Source organism: Pseudomonas sp. 10C3 (assembly GCF_036346185.1).
Lineage (GTDB): Bacteria > Pseudomonadota > Gammaproteobacteria > Pseudomonadales > Pseudomonadaceae > Aquipseudomonas.
This window is the reverse complement of record NZ_JASJVE010000004.1, coordinates 118275-138390: the sequence shown is the minus strand read 5'-3', so window position 1 is coordinate 138390 and position 20116 is coordinate 118275. Positions and strand designations below refer to the sequence as shown.

The window sequence follows — 20116 nt, the reverse complement described above, 5'->3', positions numbered from 1 at the left end:
TGATGCTGCGTTTTATTGCGCCACTATTTGCACTGTGTCTTGCCCTGCCCGCCCATGCCAGCAACGACAGTTACATCGCCCGCCTGCTGAACAAGCCGGTACCGGGCGGTGTTGCGGTCGTCGATCTGGGTACCAGCGCTCAGGCGCCGCAAGCCAGTTATCAAGGCAGGTCGGTGTTGGTGGTCAAAGAACAGGATGCGCGCTGGCTGGCGATTGTGGGTGTGCCGTTGACGATCAAGCCCGGCAGCCAACAGATCACCGCCAAAACCGCGAATAGCACACGCACCCTGAACTTCACCGTCGGCAACAAGCAATACCCAGAACAACGCATCACCCTGAAAAACCAGCGCCAGGTCAATCCCAACCCCGCCGACCTGAAACGTATCGATGGCGAACTGGCCGAGCAGATTCGCGCTTACCGCAGCTTCACGCCGGGGACGCCGAGCAACTTGCTGCTGGAAAAGCCGGTGAGTGGACCCCTTTCGAGCAAGTTCGGCGTTCGCCGTTTCTTTAATGGCGAGGAACGCAATCCCCACGCGGGTCTGGATTTCGCTGTACCGGCGGGCACCCCGATCAAATCGCCAGCCGCTGGCAAGGTGATCCTGATCGGCAATTACTTCTTTAACGGCAATACCGTGTTCGTCGACCACGGCCAGGGTTTCATCAGCATGTTCTGCCACATGTCGAAAATCGACGTGAAGGTTGGTCAGGCAGTAAGCCGTGGTGGCGTGGTAGGCAGAGTCGGCTCAACCGGCCGCGCCACCGGGCCGCATATGCATTGGAACGTCAGCCTGAACGATGCACGGGTTGATCCAGCGATTTTTATTGGTGCATTTCAACCCTGAGTTGCGCCCCTGTGGAAGACCGCGCAATTTGCGCGGTCTTTTACTTAAGATTCAGCCATAAAAACCCGTAAAAACGCTAAATCAGATGATTTATATCAATTTTTATCGAGTGCTTGCCAACTTTCACCCCAATGGTTACGGTTGACGGCATGAAAACCTCACACACCCTCATTCTATTGCGCCAACATCGCTGCCTTTGCCTGGTCAGTGCACGACTGCCAAGCTAGATCGCGGTGCCTCGCCCCTTTCTTTCGTTTCAACGGTAGGCCGCCTCTATCCGGCCAGCACAATAAGGATTTCTCCCATGGCAATGCTCAACGATCCCTCGACCAAGTACCGCGCGTTTCCAACCATTGACCTGCCTGACCGTACCTGGCCTTCAAAGACCATTACAACAGCGCCGATCTGGTGCAGCTCTGACCTTCGCGACGGCAACCAATCGCTGATCGAGCCGATGGATGCGGTCAAGAAACTGCGTTTCTGGAAGACCCTGGTCAGCGTCGGCGTCAAAGAAATCGAAGCGTCGTTCCCGGCCGCCTCGCAAACCGACTTTGACTTCGTCCGTACTCTGATTGAAGGCAACCACATCCCGGATGACACCACCATTCAGGTGCTGACCCAGGGTCGTGAAGACTTGATCGCGCGCACGTTCGAATCCCTGCGCGGGGCAAAGAAAGCCATTGTTCACCTGTATAACGCGACCTCGCCTTCGTTCCGCCGCATCGTCTTCAACCAAGACAAAGCCGGCGTGAAAGAGATCGCGGTCAGCGCAGCCAAGCTGTTCGTCAAGTTCGCAGCCCAGCAGCCTGAAACCCAGTGGACGTTCGAATATTCGCCGGAGACTTTCAGCGCGACCGAACTCGAGTTCGCCAAGGAAGTGTGCGACGCGGTCATCGAGGTCTGGAACCCGACACCTGAGCACAAAGTCATCCTCAACCTGCCAGCAACCGTTGAAGTGGCTACGCCAAACATATACGCCGACCAGATCGAGTGGTTTGGCCGCAATATCAATCGCCGTGACAGCGTGCTGATCAGCCTGCATACCCACAACGACCGTGGTACCGGGGTTGCGGCCACTGAGCTGGGCTTGATGGCTGGCGCCGATCGCGTTGAAGGTTGCCTGTTCGGTAACGGCGAGCGCACCGGTAACGTCGATCTGGTCACCGTGGCACTCAACCTCTATACCCAGGGCATCAACCCTCAGTTGGACTTCTCTGACATCGACGGCGTGCGCAAAGTCGTTGAGGAGTGCAACCAGATTCCGGTTCACCCACGCCATCCGTATGTGGGCGATCTGGTGCACACCGCGTTCTCCGGCTCGCACCAGGACGCCATCCGCAAAGGTTTCAGCCAGCAAAAGCCTGATGCGTTGTGGGAAGTGCCTTACCTGCCAATCGACCCGGCCGATATCGGTCGCAGTTACGAGGCGGTGATTCGGGTCAACAGCCAATCCGGCAAAGGCGGCATCGCTTACCTGCTGGAACAGGAATATGGCATCTGCCTGCCACGCCGGATGCAGATCGAGTTCAGCCAGGTAGTTCAGGGTGAAACCGATCGTCTGGGCCTGGAAATGAGCGCGCAGCAGATTTACAGCTTGCTGCACCGCGAATACCTGCAAGCCAACGTGCCGTACGCCCTGCTCAGCCATAAGCTGCAGGAAGAAAACGGCAACAGCTCAGTGGATGCCGAAGTCCATTGCGATGGCGAGACCCAGCACTGGCGTGGCAAGGGCAAAGGCGCTCTGGAAGCACTGGTCGCCAGCCTGCCGGACTCCGTGGAAATCATGGACTACAGCGAACACGCCATTGGCGCCGGGACCACGGCCAAGGCAGCGGCTTACATCGAACTGCGAGTGAACGGTGATCGTGCGGTCCACGGTGTTGGCATTGATGAGAACATCACCACTGCCAGCTTCCGCGCACTGTTCAGTGCACTGAATCGCTCATTGAGCCAGGCCCAAGCCAAAGCGGCTTGATCTGAACGCCTGAAACAAAAAACGGCCCCGAAGCGAACGCTTCGGGGCCGTTTTTGTGTCTGCTTCCCGCATTTCCTGTGAGAGATGTCGCCCCGCCTGCAACGCCGCGCTATCGCGCAGTTCAAACTGTAAGAGCAACTGTCTGCGAAGACCATTCAACGAGGCCTGTCAGACACACCGCGTTGCGACTTTCACAGACAAGTCAGCTCCTGCGGAGATCAGCGTTTGGCTGGAAACCGCATCAAATAAAAACATTATTATTCAATGCAGCTCGAAAGTGTCCGCATCCAGATTCGCCGGAAAGCGTTTGCGGTAGGCGGCCAGGTCGGCAGCGCTCAGGCAGACCTGAAACACCCCATCGGCCTCACCGGCGCTAAACAGGCTTTCACCCTGAAAGTCGAAAACGTGGCTATCACCCGTGTAAGTAAAGCCCTTACCGTCGGTGCCGACTCGATTGACTGCGGCGACGTAGCAGAGGTTTTCGATGGCGCGGGCCGGTAGCAGGCGATTCCAGTGCAGACGTCGTGCGCCGGGCCAGTTGGCGACATACAGCAGCAGATCAGTGTCTTGCGCATCACGGCTCCAGACCGGGAAACGCAGGTCGTAGCAAATCAGTGGCCGAATCCGCCAGCCTTTCAATTCAAACTGAACCTGACGCTCACCCGGAGTGAAGTGGTTGTGCTCGCCCGCCATGCGAAACAGATGGCGCTTGTCGTAATGCAACAGCTCACCGTCTGGGCGCGCCCATAGCAGGCGATTGCGATGGCTGCCGTCAGCAGCCTGAACGATCAGGCTGCCCGTCACGACCGCATCCAGTCGCTTGGCCTGGGCCAGCATCCACTTGGCGGTGGGGCCATTTTCCGGCTCGGACAGGGTTTCGGACTGCATCGAGAAGCCGGTGGTGAACATCTCTGGCAGGATAATCAGGTCCGCGCCCCGAGCCTGATCCAGCAACAGCTCGAAATGCTCATGGTTGGCCTCGCGGTCGTGCCACACCAGAGTGGTCTGGACCAACGCTATATTGAGATTGGGCAGTTCGCTTAAATCGCGCATAGTTTTTCCGCTGCCTGACGCAACGTCTCCTCGCGTTTGGCAAAGCACAAACGAATCAGGCGTTGCCCTGATGGTGGGCTTTGGTAGAAGACCGAGATAGGAATAGAAGCCACACCATGCTCGCGGGTCATCCACAGTGACATATCGACGTCATTCAAATCCGGACGAATGTTCGAGTAATCCACCAGCTGAAAATAGGTGCCCGCTACGCGGCTGAAGTTAAAGCGTGAGGGTTCAAGCTGGTCGCAGAACAGATCGCGCTTGGCCTGATAGAACGCGGGCAGCTCCTCGACATGCTCAGGGTGCTCGGCCATGAAGTCAGCCAAGGCGTATTGCAGCGGCGTTACGCCACAGAAGCTCACGTACTGGTGGATCTTGCGCAACTCGGCAGTCAAGGCCGGAGGCGCGACCACATAACCGGTTTTCCAACCGGTAACGTGATAGGTCTTGCCGAACGAACTGACCACGAACGCCCGCTGGTACAGTTCTTCATGGGCCAGCACGCTGGCGTGCGGCACGCCGTCAAACACCAGGTGCTCGTACACTTCATCGCTGACCAGATAAATATCGCGATTGGCGATCAACGCCGCCAACCGATCGAGCTCATCGCGGGTGATCAACGCGCCGCTCGGGTTGTGCGGGCTGTTGAGGATGATCATCCGCGTGCGCGGGGTCAGGGCTTCACCGAGCTTCTGCCAATCAATGGCGAAATCGTCCAAACCGAGCTGCACATGCACGCAGCGACCGCCAGCCAGCTCGACCGAAGGTTCATAGCTGTCGTAGCACGGGTCGAACACGATCACTTCGTCGCCGGGCTGAATCACCGTCTGGATCGCGCAAAAAATGGCCTGGGTCGCGCCGGGGGTGATGGTGACTTCAGTGTCGGCATCCACCTGACGGCCATAGCTACGGGCAATTTTGGCCGCCACTTGCTGGCGCAGGGCAGGCAAGCCGGTCATCGGCGCGTATTGGTTGTGGCCATCAGCGATGTGCCGGCTCACAGCATCTCGAAGCGCTTGCGGGCCGTCGAAATCCGGAAAACCTTGGGACAGGTTAATTGCACCGGTCTGCGCGGCAAGCTGGGACATCACGGTAAAAATGGTCGTGCCGACATTCGGCAGCTTACTGATGATCATGGGCCATTCCCTTGCTTACACCCGGCTCTACGGCGGCACGGGAAACAAACAGGATAGCCCATACCACGCGCATAAAAAAAGGCGCCATTGGCGCCCTTTTCAAGAATATCCGTTACCGGATCAACGCTTATCTTTGCGTTTTTTGTCAGCTTTCTTGTGGTGAGACATCATTCGACGCTTCTTGTTGACCTGACGGTCTGTCAGCGTGTTCTTGTTGCCTTCGTATGGGTTCTCCCCGCCTTTGAACTCGATCCGGATTGGCGTACCGACCAGCTTCAACACGCGGCGGTAGGTGTTTTCCAGATAACGGACATAGGACTTGGGTACTTTCTCGACTTGGTTGCCGTGAATCACGATCAACGGCGGGTTAGCACCGCCCAAGTGAGCATAGCGAAGCTTGATGCGGCGGCTGCCAACCATCGGCGGTGCATGTTCACTGACCGCGTCTTCAAGAATCTGAGTCAGGCGGTTAGTCGGCCAGCGGGTGACTGCGGACTTGAACGAGTTCTGAACCGATTGGTAGAGGTTACCCACACCCGTGCCATGCAAGGCCGAGATGAAGTGGATATCGGCGAAGTCGACGAAGAACAAGCGACGTTGCAGCTCAATCTTAACGAACTCGCGCTCGCTCGGATCCATGCCATCCCACTTGTTCAATGCGATAACCAGCGCACGACCGGATTCCAGGACAAAGCCCAGCAGGTTGAGGTCGTGATCGACCACGCCTTCGCGGGCGTCCATCACGAAGATCACCACGTTGGCGTCTTTGATCGCCTGCAGGGTTTTCACCACCGAGAACTTTTCGACTTCCTCGTGGACCTTGCCGCGCTTGCGCACACCCGCGGTGTCGATCAGCGTGTACTTCTCGTCGTTACGCTCGAAGGGAATGTAGATGCTGTCACGGGTGGTGCCAGGCTCGTCATAGACGATAACCCGGTCTTCACCGAGCATGCGGTTGACCAACGTCGATTTGCCAACGTTCGGACGGCCGATGATCGCGATCTTGATCCCGTCTTTTTCACTAGGACCTGGAATGCGCTTGGCTTCCTGGCCTTCGGCGACATCTTCGGCCTCAATCTCTTCTTCAGGGTCTTTCGGGAATTCGCTGAGGGCGATTTCCAGCATCTGAGTGATGCCACGACCGTGAGCACCAGCAACCGGGATCGCATCACCCATACCCAACGGGCTGAATTCAGCGCGGGCCATTTCAGGATCGATGTTGTCGACCTTGTTGGCTACCACGTAGGAACGCTTGCCACGCTTGCGCAAGTGCTCGCCGATCATTTGGTCAGCAGCCGTGAAACCGGCACGGGCATCTACCAGGAACAACACAACATCGGCTTCTTCGATGGCCAGCAGCGACTGCTCGGCCATCTTTTCGTCCATGCCGTGTTCATCACCAGAGATACCGCCGGTGTCGATCAGAATGTAGGAACGCCCTTGCCACTTTGCCTCACCGTACTGGCGATCACGGGTCAGACCGGACAAATCGCCGACAATAGCGTCGCGAGTCCTGGTCAGGCGGTTGAATAAGGTGGACTTGCCGACGTTCGGTCGACCCACCAGGGCGATTACGGGAACCATGCGGCTCTCCACTTCGTTATTTCAGAAAATACAAAAGCCGCTGCATGGCAGCGGCCGGAGTTCGGAGCGGCACCAGAAGTGCCGCAGGCCTTGCCGGGGCAAGGCTGCAAGAGGCCCTATGTTTCAAACATAGAGAGCGGCCTCACGCGTAGACAACCATTACTTGATCTTCAGGGCTTCCAGCTTGCCGCTGTTGCCAAACACATAAATCGTGTCGCCAACAACCAACGGACGGGCACGCAGGCCATCGCCGTCAATTTTCTCACGACCAACGAAACGGCCATCGACCTGGCTCAGCAGGTGCAGATAGCCTTCCATATCGCCGACCGCTACGTAGCTGGAAAACACTTCCGGCGCACCCAGCTGGCGACGAGCCAATGCATCGTTGCTCCAAAGCGCTGTCGAGGAGCGCTCATCGACGCCTTCGACAGTGCCACTGGCCAGACTCACGTAGACGCTGCCAAAACCTTGGGCGACACCGGCATAGCTTGACGCATCACGCTGCCAAAGCACACGACCGCTCTCTACATCCAGACCGGCGACACGACCCTGATAGGTGGCGACATACAACGTACTGCCAGACAACAGCAGACCACCGTCGATATCGACAACACGATCCAGTTCCGAGCGACCTTGTGGAATAGCAACGCGTTGCTCCCAGATCGGCACGCCGTTCGAGGTATTCAATGCAATGACTTTACCCGTCGACAGACCGGCCAAGGCAAGGTGGCTGGTCACGATCGGCGCGCCAGTACCGCGCAATGTCAGGACCGCAGGGGTGCTTTCGTAGATCCAGCGCTGGTTGCCGGTGGCAGCATCGAAGCCGAACACACGGTCATCCTGCGTCTGAACCACGACCACGTCACCGTTGGTCGCAGGCGGTGCCAGCACTTCACTGGTCACGCGAGCGCGCCACTTTTCTTCGCCGGTGGCAGCGTCAAGAACGATGACTGCGCCTTTGAGCGTACCGACCATCACCAGACCGGAGCCTACGCCAACGGCACCGGAAACAGGCAGTTCAAGGTCCTTCTTCCAGATCACGTCGCCCGTCGTGCGATCCAGAGACATCACAATACCGGTGACGTCCGCAGCGAAGATATTCTCACCTTCGACAGCTGGAACCAACATGCTGTAGTTCTTGCCCTGGCCATCACCGATGGAGCGACTCCATTGCTTTTGCAGAACCACTTCTTCTTTGAAGTCGGTCAGCTCGGCCGGTGGTAATTCCTTTTTGCTGTTGCTACTGCAACCCGCGGCCAATATGGCCAGGGCCAGCAATGCTGCATGTTTCCAACGCATCACGTCACGCATCCCCTTTCGCCAAGTCGTCGAGTTTCATTTGTAAGCCACCCACTGCCGCTTCTTCAGACAGCGCAGATTTGGCTTTTTGATAGGCCGCATGCGCCTCGTCGGCACGGCCCAGCTGTACCAGCAGGTCGCCCTTGAGTTCTTCACGGCTGGCCAGGAATGCTTTGTCGGCATCACCGTCGAGCAGTTTCAGTGCTTCGTCAGTCTTGTTCTGAGCAGCCAACACCCGAGCCAGACGCTGACGCGCAATTTCACCCAGCGTGTCGTTGAACGGCTTGGCGGTAATGGCGTTGAGTTCAGCGGCAGCATCATCGAGCTTGCCGGTATCAACCGCCACTTTAGCCACGAACAGGCTGCCGTATTGAGCGTAAGCCGAGCCACCGAATTCGCTTTTCAACTTGCCCGCGATATCCGCGACCCGTGCCGTGTCAGGCTGACCGCTCGGGGTCAAGGCCGTTTCCAGCAATTGCTGATAGAGCATCGAGGCGCCTTGCGACTGGTTGCCCTGATATCTGTGCCAGGCTTGCCAGCCAAATACCACGATCAACGCCAGCAAACCGCCAGTAACCAGGGGTTTGCCGTTGCGTTGCCACCAGTCCTTCATCACGGCCAGTTCTTCATCTTCGGTACGCGACACCCCAATACTCCTATTCGCTAAAACGGCTGTTTATCAGCTTCAACCCTGCACAACGCAGGCGGCCAGGTGCTCAGACAGAGCATCCCAGGCAATATTTTGTTGTTCGCCCTGGCCACGCAGGGGTTTGAAACCTACCACTTGCTGGGCCAGTTCATCGTCGCCCAGGATCAGCGCGTACAGTGCACCGCTCTTGTCGGCTTTTTTGAACTGGCTTTTAAAACTGCCAGCGCCGGCATTGACCTGCAAACGCAGGTTCGGCAACTGGTCACGCAAACGTTCGGTCAGGGTCAATGCAGCCAGTTCGGCAGCTTCACCGAAGGCACACAGATAGACGTCGACCTGACGCGAGATTTCTTCCGGGATCTGCTCCAGGGTTTCCAGCAGCAGGACCAGACGCTCGATGCCCATGGCAAAACCGACGCCGCTCGTAGGCTTGCCGCCCATTTGCTCGACCAGGCCATCATAACGACCACCGGCACACACAGTGCCTTGGGCGCCCAACTGATCGGTGACCCATTCGAAAACGGTTTTGCTGTAGTAATCGAGCCCGCGCACCAGCTTGGGATTGATCACATACGGAATACCGGCTGCGTCCAGACGTGCCTTGAGCCCGTCGAAGTGGATACGCGACTCGTCGTCGAGGTAATCCGCCAGCTTCGGCGCGTCCACCAGAACGGCCTGGGTTTCAGGGCTCTTGGTGTCGAGAACGCGAAGCGGGTTGGTTTTCAGACGACGCTGGCTGTCTTCGTCAAGTTCGCTCAGGCGTGCCGACAGAAACTCGACCAGCGCCTCGCGATAACGCCCGCGCGCTTCGCTGGTGCCCAGGCTGTTGAGCTCAAGTTTGACCGCGCCGCGAATGCCCAGCAGGCCCCATAGACGCCAGGTCAGAACAATCAGCTCGGCGTCAATGTCCGGGCCATCAAGATTGAAGACTTCCACCCCGATTTGATGAAACTGGCGATAACGGCCTTTCTGTGGCCGCTCGTGGCGGAACATAGGGCCGATGTACCAAAGCTTCTGAACCTGGCCGCCACCGGTAATACCGTGTTCAAGCACTGCACGCACACATGCTGCGGTGCCTTCAGGGCGCAGGGTCAGAGAGTCACCGTTTCGATCGGCAAAGGTGTACATCTCTTTTTCGACGATGTCGGTCACTTCACCGATAGAGCGCTTGAACAGCTCGGTGAACTCAACGATTGGCATACGAATCTGGCGATAACCGTAGTTATCCAGCAGACGCGACACCGTGCCCTCGAAATAGCGCCACAGGGGCGTCTGGTCGGGCAGGATGTCGTTCATGCCACGAATGGCTTGCAGAGACTTACTCACGAAAAATCCTTAGCGAAATCTGTATTGGCCTATCAACCGCGCGCGATGAGCGCTGCGTCGGCTTCGACCTTTTCGGCCGCTCTCTGACGGATCAAGCGTTCAAGCTCATCGACCAGATTGTCATTGGTCAGCTTCTGCGCTGGCTTGCCGTCGATGTAAATCAGGTTAGGCGTTCCCCCAGTGAGGCCGATATGCGCCTCCTTGGCTTCGCCAGGACCGTTGACCACACAACCGATCACCGCGACATCCAGCGGTACCAACAAATCTTCAAGGCGCACTTCCAGTTCGTTCATGGTCTTGACCACATCGAAGTTCTGCCGGGAACAGCTCGGGCAGGCAATGAAGTTAATGCCACGGGAACGAAGGTGCAGCGATTTGAGAATGTCGTAACCGACTTTCACCTCTTCGACCGGGTCAGCAGCCAACGAGATGCGGATAGTATCGCCAATCCCCTCGGCAAGCAGCATACCGAGGCCAACAGCTGATTTTACCGTGCCTGAACGCAGGCCACCGGCTTCGGTAATGCCCAGGTGCAACGGCTGAATGATTTGCTTGGCGAGCAAGCGATAGGCTTCCACCGCCATGAACACGTCGCTGGCTTTGACACTCACCTTGAAATCCTGGAAATCCAGACGATCCAGATGCTCGACATGCCGCAACGCGGACTCGACCAGCGCAGCCGGTGTCGGCTCGCCATATTTTTTCTGCAGGTCTTTTTCCAGCGACCCCGCGTTGACCCCGATACGGATCGAAATCCCACGGTCACGGGCGGCACTCACCACCGCGCGCACACGGTCTTCGCGGCCGATGTTGCCCGGGTTGATCCGCAGGCAGTCAACGCCCAGCTCGGCGACGCGCAATGCAATTTTGTAGTCGAAGTGGATGTCGGCAACCAAGGGGACCTTGACCAATTGCTTGATCCGGCCAAACGCCTCGGCAGCATCCATGTCCGGAACCGAAATCCGCACGATATCGACGCCAGCCGCTTCCAGACGATTGATCTGCGCAACCGTGGCAGCGACATCGTTGGTGTCGCTGTTGGTCATGCTCTGCACCGCGATGGGCGCATCACCGCCCACCGGGACGGAGCCGACCCAAATTTTACGAGATTCGCGACGTTTGATCGGTGATTCGCCGTGCATGACTTATTGCCCTAGCTTCAGGCGAGCGGTTTCGCCACTGGTAAAAGGTGCCATGTCCACAGGCTGGCCGTTATAGCTCACTTGAACACCGCGAGCAAAGCCCAGGCGTAACGTGAGCGGCGGCTTGCCGGTGACATCCAGATTCTCGCCCTTGCGCTTCACACCGCTGAGTAACACTTTGCCGTTGGCATCGGTCACTTGCGTCCAGCAATCGGAGACGTATTGCAGCTTGATGTGACCAGAACCCGCTACCACAGCTGCAGGGTCCGCTTGTGTCGTAACAGGCGTTACTGCAACGGTCGATGGCGCCACTGGTGTCATCGGAGTTGTGCGCACCGGCACCGCAGGCGGTGTAACCGGGACGTTGGCCGAAGGCGTGCCAACGGCCGGAGCGGACGGAGCAGCAGGCGTCGTCGCTGCGGTTTCAGCCGCAGGCTCACCTGCGGCGAGAGGTAACGACGTCCCTTGAGACTCGGTCACGGCTTGATCTTCAGGTTCATCCAGAGGATGAATCTGGGTCGTGCCATCAGCACTTTCGACTTCGACGTGCTCAAGGCTGATCCCTGTCGACTCTTTGCCGCGCATCGACGTCTGATCCTGCCACCAGAAGAAACCGGCACCGACCAGAACCACGAGCAACAGCAAGCTGACAATGCGCAAAATATTGTGCGACAGCCGCACCGGCTCTTCAATGCGACCCAGGCTGTGCACATTACTGCCATGGGCATCGGTGCCGGTGTATTGATCGAACTGCTGAACCAACGCACTTTGATCGAGCCCAAGAAGTTTCGCGTAGGCACGGATATAGCCCCGGGCGAAGGTATGCCCAGGCAACTTTTCAAAATCGCCAGTTTCAAGGTTGCCCAAGGACGCGACGGTGAGGTTCAGCCTCGAGGCCACATCAGGCAGCGACCAGTTTTTGCTCTCTCGGCCCTGACGCAAGGTCTCGCCAGGGTTCACGCGAGTGGCTGCTACAACTTCGGGATGCGCCGCTTTCATCATTGCTCCGACAGGTATTGCTGATATTCCGGGCTACCGGGATAGAGTCTTTTTAGTTGCAGCCCAAAACTGGCTGCTTTATCGCGATCATCGTAGATTTTTGCCAACCGCGTACCGAGTAATAGACTACGTGCATTTTGATCGCTCAGTTGGCTAAAACGGTCGTAATACTCACGCGAGGGCACATAATGCCTGTCTTCGAACGACAACTCAGCCATTTCCAGCAATGCGCGTGGCTGTTGGCGATCCAGACGCAGGGCTTTGGTGAAGTAGCCGGTGGCTTCGTCACGCTGATTGAGCCTCAGTGCGGTCATCCCCAAACTCTCGAAAACCCGTGAACGTTCCGGGTAGAGGGTATCAGCGGCGGCCTGTTGAAAACGCTCGTAAGCTTCTTTGTAACGCTTTTGCTCGTACAGGAAACTGCCGTAATTATTCAGGATTCGCGCATCGTTGGAACGCGCCGAAAGTGCCTTGAGGTATTGCTTGTCCGCCAGCTCCGGCTCCATTTCAGCCTGAAAGATCAATGCCAGCGCAGCATTCGCGTCAGGATCGGAGCTGTCCAGGTCGAGGGCTTTTTTCAAAGGAACCTTGGCGCGCTCGGTGGAACCCTGCTGCAGATAACCAAGCCCCAGCTGCACGTACGCGGCGCGCGCCTGGTCACGACCCTTGCTGGTGCTCATCGGATCGACACTGCCCGACGAAACGCAGCCAGCCAGCACGTTGACGAAACACAGCAATAGCGCGGCGCGCAGGGTCATAGAGGTCCTCTCAGTCAGGTTCGAGTCGTAGCGCTTTGGGCCTGGTCGGCCTCGGCACTCAACTCGCGCACAGCAATATAACGCTCACTGCGTCGAGTGCGATCCAGAACCTGGCCAACCAACTGACCGCATGCTGCATCGATATCTTCGCCGCGCGTGGTGCGCACAGTGACGTTGTAACCGGCCTGATGCAACTGATCCTGAAAACGACGGATCGCGTTATTGCTTGGGCGCTCGTAACCCGAGTGAGGAAACGGGTTGAACGGGATCAGGTTGATCTTGCAAGGCGTGTCCTTGAGCAGCTCAGCCATTTCGACCGCGTGCTCGACCTTGTCGTTGATGTCCTTGAGCAACGTGTACTCAACGGTCAGTACGCGTTTTTCGCCCAGGGTCGACATATAACGCTGGCAGGATTCGAGCAGGACCTTGAGCGGGTACTTCTTGTTGATCGGTACCAATTGGTTGCGCAGTGCATCGTTGGGTGCATGCAGCGACAATGCCAGTGAGACGTCGATGTGCTTGGACAGCTCGTCGATCATCGGTACCACGCCCGAGGTGGACAGCGTCACCCGGCGCTTGGAAATGCCATAGCCCAGGTCATCCATCATCAGATGCATGGCGGCTACTACGTTATCGAAGTTCAGCAGCGGCTCACCCATGCCCATCATCACCACGTTGGTGATGGCACGGTCGACGGTTGCCGGGACGCTGCCAAAGGATTTGTTGGCAATCCACACCTGACCGATCACTTCGGCGGCGGTGAGGTTGCTATTGAAACCTTGTTTGCCGGTGGAGCAGAAACTGCAATCCAGGGCACAACCCGCCTGGGACGAAACGCACAACGTGCCGCGTTTGCCTTGAGGGATGTAAACGGTCTCGACACAGCTGCCGGACGCCACACGCACCACCCATTTACGGGTGCCATCGGTGGAGATGTCCTCGCTGACGACTTCAGGACCGCGAATTTCAGCGCAGACCTTGAGCTTTTCGCGCAAGGCCTTGCTGACATTCGTCATGGCGTCGAAATCATCGACGCCAAGGTGGTGAATCCACTTCATCACCTGACCGGCACGGAAACGCTTCTCCCCGATCGAGTCGAAGAACTTCTCCATTTCCGGTTGAGTCAGACCCAACAGGTTTGTTTTGCCAGTCGATGTTGTCATGTTTTCACCCTCACTCAATGGCCTTAGGCCTTACGAGCGGTTACTTCGGTAGCGGCGAAGAAGTAAGCGATTTCACGTGCAGCAGCAGCTTCGGAATCGGAACCGTGTACAGCGTTGGCGTCGATGGAATCAGCGAAATCAGCACGGATGGTGCCGGCAGCTGCTTCTTTAGGGTTGGTAGCGCCCATCAGTTCGCGGTTTTTAGCGATGGCGTTTTCGCCTTCCAGAACCTGAACCACAACCGGGCCAGAGATCATGAACGCAACCAGGTCGCCGAAGAAACCACGAGCGCTGTGCTCAGCGTAGAAACCTTCAGCTTCAGCCTTGGACAGCTGCTTCATTTTCGAAGCAACGACTTGCAGGCCGGCTTTTTCAAAACGAGTGACGATCTCGCCGATTACGTTTTTTGCAACGGCGTCAGGCTTGATGATGGAGAAAGTACGTTGAACAGCCATGGTGTAACTCCAGAAACGGTAATTTTCGAAAAATTAAACCCGCGAATTATACGCGGGTTCTTTGGTATTGCCTAACCTGCAGCGCGGCTCAGTCGAGCTCTTCGATCCAGAGAGCCTGAATGGCCTCCAGAACCTTTTCGCCACTGCGATCCGGCGCATCGTCGAACTCGGGCAATTCCATCACCCATTTACGCAGATCGACGAAGTTAAGCGATCTTGGATCAACATCCGGCTTGCTTTCAGCCAGCTGGATTGCGATTTCCTGCACATCAACCCATTTCAGACTCATAAGAACCCCTTGAATCAGTGCGGCGCTTCAGCCGCATGGTTGATCGTGTATTTAGGTATTTCGATGGTCAGGTCTTCATTGCCGACAATCGCCTGGCAGGACAAGCGCGATTGCGCCTCCAGCCCCCAGGCCTTGTCGAGCAAATCCTCCTCCAGTTCGTCAGCCTCATTCAGCGAGTCAAAGCCCTCACGAATGATGCAATGACACGTGGTGCAGGCGCAGACGCCGCCACAGGCGCTCTCGATCTCGATATGGTTATCATGGGCCACGTCGAGAATGGAGGTACCGGGCGCGACCTCGACAACCAGACCTTCCGGGCACAGCACGGCATGTGGCAGAAAAATGATCTGCGGCATCAGTTATCCCTCAATTTCATTCAGGTTGCGTCCCGCCAGCGCGGCTTTCACCGTCGAATCCAGGCGTCGGGCAGCAAATGCATCGGTCACCTGCGACAGACGCTTGGTCTGCAGCTCGATGGCAGGACCATCAGTGCCCTGCATCAATTCACTCAATTCTTTCATCTGCAACTCGATCACCATCCGCTCTTCAGCGTCGAGCAAGCGCTCACCGTCCACATCCAGCGCACCCTGCACCGCTTCAAGCAGACGCTGGGCGTCGACTTGCTGTTCGCGCAGTACACGAGCGACTTTGTCATCACTGGCATGCTGGAACGAATCCTTGAGCATGCGTGCAATTTCGCCGTCGGTCAGGCCATAGGATGGCTTGACCTGGATACTCGACTCGATGCCCGAACCCAGTTCACGGGCCGCAACGTTGAGCAAGCCATCCGCATCGACCTGGAACGTGACGCGAATTTTCGCGGCACCAGCAACCATCGGTGGAATGCCTCGCAACTCGAACCGAGCCAGGGAGCGGCAATCGCTGATCAGTTCCCGCTCGCCCTGCAGCACATGAATCATCATGGCTGACTGGCCGTCTTTATAGGTGGTGAAATCCTGAGCGCGAGCGACGGGAATGGTGGTGTTTCGCGGAATCACCTTCTCCATCAAACCACCCATGGTTTCCAAACCCAGAGACAGCGGAATCACATCAAGCAGCAACAGTTCTTCACCGTCACGCTTGTTGCCTGCCAGCGTATCAGCCTGGATCGCAGCGCCAATGGCCACCACTTGATCCGGGTCGATCTTGGTCAGTGGTTGACGACCGAACAGTTCGGCGACAGCCTCTCGCACTCGCGGCACACGGGTCGAACCGCCGACCATAACCACGGCTTCAACTTCTTCAATCTCGATGCCGGCATCACGGACCGCGCGCCGGCAGGCTTTAAGGCTGCGCGCCAGCATGGGCTCAAGCAGCGCATCGAAAGCTTGCCGGGTCAGCACAGAATGCCAATCGCCATGCACGACTTCGACCGAATCGACTTCAGTCAACGCTTCTTTGGCCGCGCAAGCGGTTTGCAGCAGGCTGCGCTGCGCAGACGGATCGAGGTCGGCAGAAAGACCGGCTTCGCTCACGATCCAACTGGCGATCGCATGATCGAAGTCATCACCACCCAGTGCCGTATCGCCACCAGTTGCCAAAACCTCAAAAACGCCGCCCGTCAGACGCAATATGGAAATATCGAACGTACCGCCGCCCAGGTCATAAATAGCAACCACGCCTTCAGCGTGTTGATCCAGACCATAAGCCACCGCCGCAGCGGTAGGCTCATTGAGCAAACGCAGAACATTAAGCCCCGCCAACCGAGCCGCATCCTTGGTGGCCTGGCGCTGGGCGTCGTCGAAATAGGCCGGAACGGTAATAACCGCCCCCACCAACTCGCCACCCAAAGTCTCTTCAGCCCGCTGACGCAAGACCTTGAGAATTTCAGCCGACACCTGCACCGGGCTTTTAGGCCCCTGAACGGTGTCGATGAACGGCATGTGCGACTCGCCACCCACAAACCGATAAGGCAGCTGTTCACCGAGTTGTTTGACGTCCGACAGACCACGACCCATCAGTCGTTTGACGGACAACACGGTATTGAACGGATCGATAGCGGCGGCGCTTTTGGCGCTCTGCCCTACTTCGACCCGATCAGCGTGGTAGCGAACGACGGACGGCAAGATGACCTGCCCTTCGCCATCGGCCAGCGGCTCGGAAAGTCCACTGCGCAATGCAGCGACCAGCGAATTGGTAGTGCCCAAGTCGATCCCAACCGCCAGACGGCGCTGATGTGGTTGGGGACTTTGGCCGGGTTCGGCGATCTGCAGTAGGGCCATACTTATCGAAATTCACAGGCGTGCGGCCAGGGCAGCACGGGGTTAATCGTCGAGGCGCTCTTCAAGCTGGCGCACTTCGTAGGTGAGCTTGTCGAGGAACTGCATACGCCGCATCAGCCGTTCGGCCAATTCACGTTGTGCAGCATCATCCCAACAGGCGGCGAAGCTTTCGTTCAGTTCATCCTGAGCGACTTTGAGCCGGCGCTTGAATACCGCAACACCCGCCAGGTCGGCATCCTCCTGCAAATCCTCAAGCTCTTCACGCCATTGCATCTGCTGCATGAGGAACTCGGGGTCTTGCACGGTGACTTCCAACGGCAACTCGTTGCCTCCCAGCGTTAACAAGTAACGCGCCCGTTTCGGAGCGTTCTTGAGCGTCTGATAGGCCTCGTTGAGACTGGCAGAGTGTTCTAGCGCCAGCCGCTGCTCACGCTCGGAAGCGTCAGCAAAACGGTCTGGATGTACGCTACGCGCCAACTCACGGTAGCGCGTCGCCAACTGATCGAGATCCAAACGGAAACTTGGCTTGAGCTCGAATAAGGCGAAATGACAAGGAATACCCACGATTAGCCTCAGATATTGAAGCTTTCGCCGCAGCCACATTCACCGCGCGCGTTCGGGTTGTTGAACTTGAAGCCTTCGTTCAACCCTTCCTTGACGAAATCGAGCTCTGTACCGTCGAGGTAGACCATGCTTTTCGGATCGATGATCACTTTGACGCCGTGCAACTCGAACACCGTGTCTTCGCTGCCCGCCTCATCGACGAACTCCAGCACGTAGGCCAGACCGGAACAGCCCGTGGTGCGAACACCTAGGCGAACACCGTCACCTTTGCCGCGACCTTCGAGGGAGCGACGTACGTGTTGAGCAGCAGCTTCTGTCATGCTGATAGCCATCGAAACTCCTTACTTGAATCAAGCTTCGTTAAAAAAGGCTCTGTTCAGAGCAAGCCTTTCTTTTGCTTGTAATCGCGAACAGCCGCCTTGATAGCGTCTTCTGCGAGTACCGAGCAGTGGATCTTCACTGGAGGCAACGCCAGCTCTTCAGCCAGTTGAGTGTTCTTGATGGTCTCTGCTTCATCCAGAGTCTTGCCTTTCATCCACTCGGTCGCCAGGGAGCTGGAGGCGATAGCCGAACCGCAACCGTAGGTCTTGAACTTGGCGTCTTCGATGATGCCGTGTTCGTTGACCTTGATTTGCAGGCGCATTACGTCGCCGCATGCCGGCGCGCCGACCATACCGGTGCCAACATCAGGATCTTCCGCGTCCATTTTGCCGACGTTACGCGGGTTTTCGTAGTGGTCAATGACCTTTTCGCTGTATGCCATGGTGCTAATCCTCTCTCATCAGGTAGCCGCTCTTGCAGGCGACTTAATTAGTGCGCAGCCCACTCGATCTTGGAGATATCGATACCGTCTTTGTACATATCCCACAGCGGCGACAAAGCGCGCAGCTTGGTAACGGCCTCGCAGACTTTCTGCGCGGCGTAATCGATTTCTTCTTCGGTGGTGAAACGGCCGAAGGTGAAGCGAATCGAGCTGTGCGCCAATTCATCGTTGCGGCCCAGGGCGCGCAGGACGTAGGACGGCTCCAGCGAAGCCGAGGTGCAAGCGGAACCGGACGAAACCGCCAGATCCTTGAGCGCCATGATCAACGACTCGCCTTCGACGTAGTTGAAGCTCAGGTTCAGGTTGTGCGGTACACGGGAAATCATGCTGCCGTTGATGTACAGCTCTTCCAGACCTTCAACCTGCTTGAGGAAGCGAGCGCTCAGGGCCTTGATGCGTACGTTTTCAGACGCCATGTCTTCTTTGGCAACACGGAACGCTTCGCCCATACCAACGATCTGGTGAGTCGCCAATGTCCCCGAACGCATGCCACGCTCATGTCCGCCACCGTGCATGGTCGCTTCAATGCGAACGCGCGGTTTGCGGCTCACGTAGAGCGCACCAATACCTTTAGGACCATAGGTTTTGTGGGCCGAGAAAGACATCAGGTCAACCTTGAGGTTGGCCAGGTCGATCTCGACTTTACCTGTGGACTGGGCCGCATCGACGTGGAACAACACACCACGCGAACGGGTCAGCTCACCGATGGCTGCGATGTCGTTGATAGTGCCGATTTCGTTGTTGACGTGCATGATCGAGACCAGAATAGTGTCTTCGCGCAAAGCCGCTTCAACCATTGCAGGCGTGATCAGACCGTCTTCACCAGGCTCGATATACGTCACTTCGAAACCTTCACGCTCCAATTGGCGCATGGTGTCCAGGACCGCTTTGTGTTCGATCTTGTTGGTGATCAGGTGCTTACCCTTGCTGGCGTAAAAATGCGCAGCGCCTTTGATCGCAAGGTTGTCGGACTCGGTAGCACCAGAGGTCCAGACGATTTCACGCGGATCAGCGTTCACCAGATCAGCGACCTGACGGCGAGCGTTCTCCACTGCCTCTTCAGCTTTCCAGCCAAAGACGTGGGAACGCGATGCCGGGTTACCGAAGTTTCCGTCAACCAGCAGGCATTCACTCATTTTCTGCGCGACGCGCGGATCGACCGGGGTAGTCGCGGAGTAATCGAGGTAAATCGGCAATTTCATTGAATATCTCCTATCAGGCAGGCGCGCCGCGCATTCATCTGCGTTCATTCGACGGCGGACGTTTCAATCTTATCCAGCTGGGGCGTTCTGCATGTATTTCGACGCAAATCCTGGCGCTGAGCGACCTCTTGTACCTCACGGCGAGTTACAAGGTCAGCCAGGCTTATACCGCTAAGAAAATCGTGAATCTGCGAACTCAGGTCACACCACAAGTGGTGAGTCAGGCAGGTATCGCCCGCATGGCAATCACCCAGACCCTGGCAACGTGTTGCATCGACCGACTCGTTGACCGCGTCGATCACCTGCGCGACCTGAATGCCCTGCATGTCACGGGCCAGTTGGTAACCACCACCAGGCCCCCGCACGCTCGACACCAGATTACTGCGACGCAGCTTGGCGAACAGTTGCTCGAGATAAGACAGGGAGATGCCTTGCCGCTCGGAGATATCGGCCAGAGACACTGGCCCGTGCTGCGCATGTAATGCCAGGTCAAGCATGGCGGTTACAGCGTATCGGCCTTTTGTAGTCAGTCGCATGGCATGTACCACGGAGGTTCGGAATGAGTGCGAGTATGCTATTCCCGAGTATTTAAGTCAACTATAAGACCGAGTAAATCAGTCGGGATTACCCGC

The 20116-nt window shown here is 57.2% G+C and carries 21 protein-coding genes; 2 read left to right on the top strand and 19 right to left on the bottom strand.

Translation table 11 applies throughout. The features are described from left to right. Positions 1 to 2: 2 nt before the first annotated feature. Together QN399_RS05470 and leuA are read left to right on the top strand one after the other, a co-directional pair. Positions 3 to 845 (top strand): peptidoglycan DD-metalloendopeptidase family protein, encoded by an 843-nt coding sequence (locus tag QN399_RS05470; protein WP_330200667.1) that lies wholly within the window; start codon positions 3 to 5, stop codon positions 843 to 845. Positions 846 to 1149: 304 nt separating this feature from the next. Further along, the gene (gene leuA / locus QN399_RS05465; protein WP_322178140.1) at positions 1150 to 2820 is read left to right on the top strand and encodes a 2-isopropylmalate synthase; all 1671 of its coding nucleotides are present in this window, start codon (positions 1150 to 1152) and stop codon (positions 2818 to 2820) included. A gap of 261 nt (positions 2821 to 3081) precedes the next feature. Here leuA and QN399_RS05460 read toward each other — a convergent pair whose 3' ends face one another. The 19 genes from QN399_RS05460 to iscR form a co-directional block, all read right to left on the bottom strand. Continuing rightward, positions 3082 to 3873 carry an amidohydrolase gene (locus QN399_RS05460; RefSeq protein WP_322178139.1) on the bottom strand — a complete coding sequence of 264 codons (792 nt, stop codon included), beginning with the start codon at positions 3871 to 3873 and terminating at the stop codon, positions 3082 to 3084. Next, a complete protein-coding gene (locus QN399_RS05455; RefSeq protein ID WP_322178138.1) occupies positions 3861 to 5009 on the bottom strand; it encodes a pyridoxal phosphate-dependent aminotransferase in 1149 nt (382 codons plus the stop codon). The genes QN399_RS05460 and QN399_RS05455 overlap by 13 nt, the downstream gene beginning before the upstream one ends. Positions 5010 to 5129: 120 nt before the next feature. Further along, on the bottom strand, positions 5130 to 6593 hold the full coding sequence (gene der, locus QN399_RS05450; RefSeq protein ID WP_219061138.1) for a ribosome biogenesis GTPase Der: 1464 nt from the start codon (positions 6591 to 6593) through the stop codon (positions 5130 to 5132). Positions 6594 to 6752: 159 nt separating this feature from the next. Next, on the bottom strand, positions 6753 to 7904 hold the full coding sequence (gene bamB / locus QN399_RS05445) for an outer membrane protein assembly factor BamB (RefSeq protein WP_322178137.1): 1152 nt from the start codon (positions 7902 to 7904) through the stop codon (positions 6753 to 6755). Continuing rightward, positions 7897 to 8538, bottom strand: coding sequence for a tetratricopeptide repeat protein (locus QN399_RS05440; protein ID WP_322215218.1), 642 nt, complete (start codon positions 8536 to 8538; stop codon positions 7897 to 7899). Before QN399_RS05440 ends, bamB begins: the two co-directional genes overlap by 8 nt. 39 nt (positions 8539 to 8577) lie before the next feature. Beyond that, the gene (hisS, locus tag QN399_RS05435) at positions 8578 to 9867 is read right to left on the bottom strand and encodes a histidine--tRNA ligase (RefSeq protein ID WP_219061136.1); all 1290 of its coding nucleotides are present in this window, start codon (positions 9865 to 9867) and stop codon (positions 8578 to 8580) included. Between the two features lie 32 nt (positions 9868 to 9899). After that, positions 9900 to 11009 carry a flavodoxin-dependent (E)-4-hydroxy-3-methylbut-2-enyl-diphosphate synthase gene (gene ispG, locus QN399_RS05430; RefSeq protein WP_219061135.1) on the bottom strand — a complete coding sequence of 370 codons (1110 nt, stop codon included), beginning with the start codon at positions 11007 to 11009 and terminating at the stop codon, positions 9900 to 9902. 3 nt (positions 11010 to 11012) lie between these two features. Further along, complete coding sequence (locus QN399_RS05425) at positions 11013 to 12008, bottom strand: RodZ family helix-turn-helix domain-containing protein (protein WP_322178135.1); 996 nt, start codon at positions 12006 to 12008, stop codon at positions 11013 to 11015. Next, positions 12008 to 12766, bottom strand: a complete 759-nt coding sequence (pilW, locus tag QN399_RS05420; protein WP_322178134.1) for a type IV pilus biogenesis/stability protein PilW — start codon at positions 12764 to 12766, stop codon at positions 12008 to 12010. The genes QN399_RS05425 and pilW overlap by 1 nt, the downstream gene beginning before the upstream one ends. 14 nt (positions 12767 to 12780) lie before the next feature. Then, the gene (gene rlmN / locus QN399_RS05415; protein WP_322178133.1) at positions 12781 to 13929 is read right to left on the bottom strand and encodes a 23S rRNA (adenine(2503)-C(2))-methyltransferase RlmN; all 1149 of its coding nucleotides are present in this window, start codon (positions 13927 to 13929) and stop codon (positions 12781 to 12783) included. A 23-nt stretch (positions 13930 to 13952) separates the two neighbouring features. Continuing rightward, entirely contained in the window at positions 13953 to 14384 is a 432-nt protein-coding gene (gene ndk, locus QN399_RS05410; protein ID WP_219061131.1) for a nucleoside-diphosphate kinase, read from the bottom strand. Positions 14385 to 14472: 88 nt separating this feature from the next. Then, positions 14473 to 14673, bottom strand: a complete 201-nt coding sequence (iscX, locus tag QN399_RS05405) for a Fe-S cluster assembly protein IscX (RefSeq protein ID WP_219061130.1) — start codon at positions 14671 to 14673, stop codon at positions 14473 to 14475. A 14-nt stretch (positions 14674 to 14687) separates the two neighbouring features. Continuing rightward, on the bottom strand, positions 14688 to 15029 hold the full coding sequence (gene fdx, locus QN399_RS05400) for an ISC system 2Fe-2S type ferredoxin (RefSeq protein WP_219061129.1): 342 nt from the start codon (positions 15027 to 15029) through the stop codon (positions 14688 to 14690). Positions 15030 to 15032: 3 nt separating this feature from the next. Beyond that, positions 15033 to 16895, bottom strand: a complete 1863-nt coding sequence (gene hscA / locus QN399_RS05395) for a Fe-S protein assembly chaperone HscA (protein WP_330200666.1) — start codon at positions 16893 to 16895, stop codon at positions 15033 to 15035. Positions 16896 to 16937: 42 nt separating this feature from the next. Next, positions 16938 to 17459: a co-chaperone HscB gene (gene hscB, locus QN399_RS05390; RefSeq protein ID WP_330200665.1), complete on the bottom strand. Its 522-nt coding sequence runs from the start codon at positions 17457 to 17459 to the stop codon at positions 16938 to 16940. 8 nt (positions 17460 to 17467) lie between these two features. Then, positions 17468 to 17791 carry an iron-sulfur cluster assembly protein IscA gene (gene iscA, locus QN399_RS05385; RefSeq protein WP_322178130.1) on the bottom strand — a complete coding sequence of 108 codons (324 nt, stop codon included), beginning with the start codon at positions 17789 to 17791 and terminating at the stop codon, positions 17468 to 17470. 44 nt (positions 17792 to 17835) lie between these two features. Then, positions 17836 to 18222: a Fe-S cluster assembly scaffold IscU gene (iscU, locus tag QN399_RS05380; RefSeq protein ID WP_219061125.1), complete on the bottom strand. Its 387-nt coding sequence runs from the start codon at positions 18220 to 18222 to the stop codon at positions 17836 to 17838. A gap of 47 nt (positions 18223 to 18269) precedes the next feature. Further along, positions 18270 to 19484, bottom strand: a complete 1215-nt coding sequence (locus tag QN399_RS05375) for an IscS subfamily cysteine desulfurase (RefSeq protein WP_322178129.1) — start codon at positions 19482 to 19484, stop codon at positions 18270 to 18272. Between the two features lie 44 nt (positions 19485 to 19528). Continuing rightward, entirely contained in the window at positions 19529 to 20020 is a 492-nt protein-coding gene (gene iscR, locus QN399_RS05370) for a Fe-S cluster assembly transcriptional regulator IscR (protein WP_322178128.1), read from the bottom strand. Positions 20021 to 20116: the final 96 nt, after the last annotated feature.